The organism is Acidobacteriota bacterium (assembly GCA_020349885.1).
Classification (GTDB): Bacteria; Acidobacteriota.
The window spans coordinates 346,996-353,401 of the sequence record CP070701.1 but is presented as its reverse complement, the minus strand read 5'-3'; the positions used below and the strand labels follow the sequence as shown (position 1 = coordinate 353,401).

The 6,406-nt window shown below is 66.3% G+C and carries 5 protein-coding genes; 4 read left to right on the top strand and 1 reads right to left on the bottom strand.

All coding sequences use genetic code 11. The features are described from left to right. On the bottom strand, positions 1–686 hold a 686-nt coding region (gene fabD, locus JSV08_01530; GenBank protein UCF81131.1), incomplete at its 3' end, for an ACP S-malonyltransferase. Positions 687–839: 153 nt separating this feature from the next. Here fabD and JSV08_01525 point away from each other — a divergent pair. The 4 genes from JSV08_01525 to JSV08_01510 all read left to right on the top strand — a co-directional run. Then, on the top strand, positions 840–1,484 hold the full coding sequence (locus JSV08_01525; GenBank protein ID UCF81130.1) for a hypothetical protein: 645 nt from the start codon (positions 840–842) through the stop codon (positions 1,482–1,484). A gap of 103 nt (positions 1,485–1,587) precedes the next feature. Beyond that, positions 1,588–3,411 carry an NAD(P)H-dependent oxidoreductase subunit E gene (locus tag JSV08_01520; protein UCF81129.1) on the top strand — a complete coding sequence of 608 codons (1,824 nt, stop codon included), beginning with the start codon at positions 1,588–1,590 and terminating at the stop codon, positions 3,409–3,411. Further along, complete coding sequence (gene fdhF, locus JSV08_01515) at positions 3,408–6,074, top strand: formate dehydrogenase subunit alpha (GenBank protein ID UCF81128.1); 2,667 nt, start codon at positions 3,408–3,410, stop codon at positions 6,072–6,074. The genes JSV08_01520 and fdhF overlap by 4 nt, the downstream gene beginning before the upstream one ends. 152 nt (positions 6,075–6,226) lie before the next feature. Continuing rightward, positions 6,227–6,406: hypothetical protein (locus JSV08_01510; protein UCF81127.1), on the top strand; the 180-nt coding region annotated here is incomplete at its 3' end.

Sequence of the window (6,406 nt, the reverse complement as noted above, 5' to 3'; positions counted from 1 at the left end):
TTCGCCAGCACGGGGAAGGCCGGGTCGCGGAACTCGATTTGCGAAAGAATCTCCCGCATCGCGTCCTGCGCCGGCTTCATGAGGGCGCAGTGGAACGGGGCGCTCACGGCGAGCGGCACCGCGCGCTTGGCGCCCTCCCGCTTGGCGCGCCGGACGGCGCGCTCGACGGCCGCCTTGTGGCCCGCGACGACGATCTGCGCCGACGAATTAATGTTGGCGGGCGAGAGCACCTGCCCCTGCGCCTCCTCCCGGCAGACGGCTTCCACGCTCGCCAGGTCGAGGCCCATGACGGCGGCCATGTCGCCCTGCCCTTCCGGGCAGGCCTCCTGCATGGCCTCGCCGCGCGCCCGGACGGCCCGGACGGCGTCCTCGAAGCGGAGCGTCCCCGCCGCCACGTAAGCAGAGTATTGCCCGAGGCTGTGCCCCGCGGCCGCGAGCGGCCTCGTGCCGCGCGCTTCGAGCACGGCGTGCACGGCGGCGCTCACGGTCAGGACGGCGGGCTGCGTGTTGGCCGTGCGCTTCAGCTCCTCCTCCGGCCCGTCGAAGCACAACCGGCTCAGGGGAAAGCCCAGGGCGGCGTCGGCGCGCTCGAAGATCGAGCGGGCCTCGGAAAATTTTTCGAAAATGTCCTTTCCCATGCCGGCGTGCTGGGAGCCCTGGCCGGGAAACAAGAACGCGAGTTTCATAGCTCCTTTTACCTCGGCCCTTCCTCCGGCGTAGTGTCTCCGATAAGGGTTGGCCTGTCAAGCCGAGCCCGAAAAAACGCTTCGTTCCTCATCGCCGCGCCTCCCGGGCGCTTGACAACTCTCTCCTCCGCTTCTTATGATATTTGCGCACGTATGCCGAAAACGAAGACGCCCGCCGTGCTTGCGGCCGCCGCGCTTCTCGCCGCGGGAATTCTCGCGGTGGCGCAGGGCATGCAGGGAGAATATCCCGCCGAGGACGTCGAGAGCGCGCTCGCCGAGGCGCTCCAGCATTACCAGGACGGCGACTACGACGGCGCAAGGCACGTGCTCGCCGGCGCCTCGGCGCACCTCGAGCGCAGCCACACCGTGCGCGACCGCGAGCTCATCTACGAGACCATAGACGGCTACTTCCTGCACGTCCTGAACGGCGAGTTCGAAGAGGCGCTGGCCCTGCTTCACTCCACCAAGGCGCCGGACAACAACACGCCCGAAGCGCTTCGGAAGCTCTACGAGAACGCCGCGGAAAAAGGGCTGGAACTCACCGGCCTCACGCTCACGGACATCCGCTTCACGCAGCCCCAGTGGGCCGTAGTCAGCGTCCTGGCCTACGGCGTCGACGGGGACTACGCGGAGGCCCAGATGCGGGTGGAGAAGCGCTTCGTGACGCAGTGGCAGATCGAAGGCTACCCGTCGGCGGGCCACGAATCCATCGTCTGTCTTCTTCCTCTGGAGCGCCACCCGTACTGCCCTTCTCCAAAACCCAAGCCCAAGGCGAAGCCGGCGCCTAAGAAGCAGTAGCGTCCGCAGCGGCCAGGCCTTCCGTCGCCTCCGCCACCCCGCCCGAGCTTCCCGGATAAATCTGCGGTGTGCTACAATAAAAAATCAGGTAGAATAACAAGCCGTGAAGAAAAAACGCGTCCGTAAGGCTCCGAGAAAACGCATGGGCGAAGGCGAATTCCACGCGTCGGCCGGGCCTGCCCTGAAGAGACTGGCCACGCGCTGGCGCGGGGAGCCCTTTCCGGTGCTGGGCTTCCTGCATGCGCTGCGTGAGAGGAACGGGGGCCTTGGAAAACCGGAACTGCGTTTCGCCGCGGAGGCATTGAACGTTTCCGAGGCCGAGCTCTACGGGGCCGCAACGTTCTACCCCCATCTCAGCCCGGAGGAAGACCTCTCGCGCCTCCTGCTCTGCGACGGGCCGACCTGCCGCGCCGCCTGGCGGAAGCAGGGCGTGTCTTCCATGGAAGCTCTGCCGGGGGGGCGCTTTTCCTGCCTCGGGCACTGCGACGAGGCGCCCGCGTGCCTTGCCGACAAGCGGGAATGCGGCCGATTGAATCAAGACGCAGTCAAGAAGCTGGCCGGGCGTATCTTGCGCAAAGGCTCGCGGAAAACGGCAAAGGACGGCCTTACACTCGTCCGGGCGAGGAAAACTCCTCCCACGGGCGTGGTTTCCTCGGACACCCCTTTGCTGAAGTGGATCGAGCGCGGCGCACCCTCCAAGCTTAAAAGCTATCTTAAACAAGGCGGATACAGGAATCTTTCCCGCCTTGCCAACAAAGTTTCTGCTGAGCGTTTTTTGGCGAGACTCGATAAGCGCGGCCTCTGCGGGCGCGGAGGCGCGGGTTTTCCCACGGCGCGCAAATGGAGGGCCGTGCGCGCCGCGGCGCGCCGTCCCAAGTACATAGTTTGCAACGCCGACGAGGGGGAGTTCGCCACGTTCAAGGACCGCTATCTGTTGACCGCGGCGCCGCATCTGGTGCTGGAGGGCATGGCCGCCGCCGCGCTCGTCGTGGGCGCCGAGGACGGCTTCATCTATCTCCGGTACGAATACGCGGACACCTACGACTCCCTGAAGAAAGCCATCCGGGAGGCTGAAAAGGCGGGCTGCATCGGAAAACGCGTCCGTGGCACGCGCCATCCGTTCCGCGTTCACGTCCGGCGGGCGGGTGGGGCCTACATCTGCGGCGAGGAGACGGCGCTCTTCGAGTCGCTCGAAGGCAGGCGTCCCCTCGCGCGCGAGAAACCGCCCTACCCCACCGAGGCCGGGCTCGGCGGCGCCCCTACCGTGATTAACAACGTGGAGACCCTCGCGTACGCCGCTTTCCTCCTCGGGCATGCCGCTCCGTCGAAGTCCTCCCGAAAGCCAGCGCTGACACGCCTGCACAGCGCGAGCGGATGCGTGGCGCGTCCCGGCGTCTATGAATTGCCCGCCGGAGCGTCCTTCAGGCGGCTTCTGGAAGAAGCCGGAGGGGCTGACTCCGGCCGGCGCGTCGCGGCTTTCGCGCTGGGCGGCTTCGCCGGAGGAATTCTTCCCGCCGAGCTTCTCGATTTGCCGATGCGTGACGACGCCGTGCACGAGAAGGGCTGCATGCTTGGCACGGGAACCGTGTATTTCCTCGGCGAGGAGGAGTGCCCCGTGAATTTCGTGCAGGAGAGCCTCCGCTTTCTCTCGCACGAAAGCTGCGGCAAGTGTTTCCCCTGCCGGCTCGGGGTTCCCGAGCTGAAACGGCTCCTGCTCCGGAGTAACGGAGACGCCTCGGAGCGAAGGGCGCTGACGGGCTCGGTGGGACGTCTTCTCGCCGAAGCGTCGCTTTGCGGCCTGGGAAAAAGCGCGCCCATCGGGTACCGGTGCCTCGAACGGTACTTTTCCAAAGAGCTGGATATTCACTTCGCGCGGGGAGCTTGCAGCAAGGCGCGGGCCGATTCCACCAAAGGGGCGACGTTATGAATAAAATTATCATCGACGGAAAGACGTGCACCGCCGAGCCCGAAGAGACTCTCCTGGCGGCGGCGCGTCGCGCCGGCGTGGAGATCCCCACGCTGTGCTTCGAGCCCAGGCTTCCCGCCTACGGCGCGTGCCGCGTGTGCCTCGTCCAGGTGGAAAAGCGGGGGCTCGTGGCCGCGTGCCACACGCCGGCCGACCGGGGCATGGTCGTCACGACGGAAAACGAGCTGTTGCGGGGCATACGGAGCGAAATTTTCCGGTTGCTCCTTCAAGACGCGCCGCCCGATTGCCCGAACTGCGTGGACGGCCGGCTCTGCGACCTCCACCGCTGGGCTGAGCGCTACGGCGTCAACGGGGAGCGGAGCGGTGCCCACTTCGAAAGCTGGGACGGAGCCCCCTACCTGCGGTTCTCCCCCTCTTTCTGCATCGCATGCGCCCGTTGCGGGCGCGTGTGCTCGGACATTCAGGGAGCGGGCGCCCTGGCGCTTTCGGGCAGGGGGTCGGAGCCGCACCTCGGGCCCGCCTTCGGGCAAGACCTGCGCGAGTCGACCTGCGAGTTCTGCGGCCAGTGCATCGAGGCGTGCCCCACCGGGGCCATTATGGAACGGAGCGCCCAGGACGGAAAAGCGGCGGATAAGCTCGTGGACACCGTGTGCCCTTACTGCGGCACGGGTTGCGGCGTGACACTTCACGTGCGCGGCGAAAAGATCGCCCGCGTGACCGCACGCCATGATTCCCCCGTCAACAGCGGCGCCCTCTGCGTGAAGGGGCGCTTCGGCTGGGACTTCGTCTCCAACGAGGACCGCCTGCGCGATCCCCTGATTCGGGAAAACGGCCGCTTTCGCACCGCCTCCTGGCAGGAAGCCTACGATTGCGTCGCCGAAAATTTTTTACGGATCAAACGCGAGTCTGGTCCTCATGTGCTCGCCGGATGGAGCTCGTCGCGCGCCGCGAACGAGCCGAACTACCTCTTTCAAAAGTTCTTCCGCGCCGCCATCGGAACGAACAACGTCGACAACTGCGCGCGTACCTGACACGCCCCTACGGTCGCCGGTCTGGCGATCGTCGTAGGCCGGGGGGCCATGTCGAATCCCATCGGCGACCTGGCAAAGGCCAAGGTCATTCTGGTCGTCGGCTCCAACACCACCGAGTCGCACCCCGTTATCGCCCTGCAAATCAAAGAGGCCGTGCGCCGCGGCGCGCGCCTCATCGTCTGCGACCCACGGCGCATCGGCCTCGTGCGCTGGGCCGATCTCTGGCTCCGCCTGCGCGTCGGCACGGACATCGCCCTCTTCAACGCCATGGCGCACGTCATCGTCAAAGAGCGCCTATGGGACAAGGCTTTCGTTCGAGAAAAAACCCGCGGCTTCAAGGAGCTCTCCAAGCATGTGCGCTCCTATACCCCAGAGCGCGCGGCGCGCATCTGCGGCGTGCCGGCCTCCCTTATCCGCGAGGCGGCCCGCCTCTACGCGAGCGTCCAACCGGCGTCCATCGCGTACACGCTGGGCGTCACGGAACACTCCTGCGGGACCCGCAACGTCATGTCGCTCGCCAACCTGGCGCTCCTCACCGGAAACTTCGGCCTCGAGGGCGGCGGCGTCAACCCTCTGCGCGGCCAGAACAACGTGCAGGGCGCGGGCGACATGGGCTGCCTGCCCGCCGTCCTGACGTGCTACCAGAAGGTGGGAGACCCGGAAGTCCGCGCCCGCTTCGAAAAAGCATGGGGCGTTCCTGTTCCCGACACGCCGGGCCTGAACAAAATCAAAGTGGTGGACGCTATTTTGGAAGGCAAGGTGCGCGGGCTCTACATTATGGGCGAAAACTCGGTGCTCTCCGACGCCAACGCCGCCAAGACCCGCAAGGCACTGGAGAAGGCGGAGTTTCTCGTCGTCCAGGACATGTTCATGACCGAAACCGCGAGCCTGGCGGACGTCGTGCTCCCCGCGGCCTCCCCGGCGGAGACGGACGGCACGTACACGAACACGGAGCGGCGCGTCCAGCGGGTGCGCGCGGCGCTGCCTCCCCCCGGCAAGGCCCGGCCCGACTGGCTCATCTTGCGCGACCTGGCCGAGCGCGTGGGCCTTCCCATGCGATACCGACATCCGCAGGAAATCTGGGATGAAATCCGCACCGTCACGCCGGCGTTTTCAGGCATCACGTACGCGCGCATCAAAAAAGAAGGCCTGTGCTGGCCGTGTCCCTCGGAGGACCATCCCGGCACTCCCGTGCTCCATGCCGGTGACGCCCTGCGGAAGCGCCCCGGGGAGTTCCAGTGCGTGGAGCACGTTCCGCTCGCCGAGCCGCCTGACGGCGCGTATCCCCTGGTGCTGACGACGGGGCGTCGGCTTCCCACCTATCACACGGGAACCATGACGGGGCGCTCGCCCGGACTGCGTGAGCTCGTCCCCGAAGAGCGGGTGGAAATCCATCCCGACGACGCCCGGCGGCTCGCCCTTCGCGACGGATGTCCGGTACGCGTTATCTCCCGGCGCGGCTCCGTCGAGGCGCGCGCTCTGATTACCGACCGCTCTCCCCGGGGCGTCGTGTTCATGAGCTTTCACTTCCCCGAGACCCCCACGAATCTTCTCACGACGGACGCCTGCGACCCCATCACCGACACCGCCGAGTTCAAGGCCTGCGCCGTACGCGTCGAACCCGCGAGGTAAAACGCGGGGCGAGAGGCGCTCCGCGGTGCGTGAAAAATATTTTCCGCCTTCTTTTCGCGGAACCGGTGTTTTTCCCCCTGCCGGACGTGGGTCGGCGTTCTTTGGTATGATACTGTTCATGCCGAATTTCCTCATCGTTTCGGAGCCGTAGCATGAACACCGGTAACCGCTTCGTGCTGGGTGTGTGCTTCTTCCTCTCGGGGGCCACCAGCCTCGCCCTCGAGGTGGCGTGGGCGAAGGAGCTCTCCTACATCCTCGGCAACACCCTCTACGCCGTCGCCACGGTGGTGGCGGCGTTCATGGCGGGCCTGGGGCTCGGGAGCGCCCTGGCT